Consider the following 484-nt stretch of genomic DNA (forward strand, 5'->3'; position numbering starts at 1 on the left):
CTGTCTTGTCGAATGATTCCCAAAAGTCTTTGCGAGCGAGTGAAACGAGCGAAGCAAACTCTGAAAAATTCTAAAAATTCTCTTTTACTATGTCGGTTGCTTCGACAGGCTCAGCAACCGCAGATTTATAAGCTCGTTGAGTAGAGCGAAGTTCGTATCGAAACGAGCTCAGGCGGTCGTTTCGATATGCTCTTCTATCGAAGAACACTCAACGACCGCAGGATGCAGCGCTCGTCGAGTAGCACGTAGTGCGTATCGAGACGAGCTTGGGCGGTTGCTTCGGCAGGCTCAGCAACCGCTGCGTGAGTCAAATTGCACTTTATTAAAACTACATGAGATTGCTTCGTCCCGCCTTCGGCGGGACTCGCAATGACAGTTTCAGGTCTGTCTTGTCGAATGATTCCCAAAAGTCTTTGCGAGCGAGTGAAACGAGCGAAGCAAACTCTGAAAAATTCTAAAAATTCTCTTTTACTATGTCGGTTGC

The organism is Melioribacter sulfuriphilus, assembly GCF_052656625.1.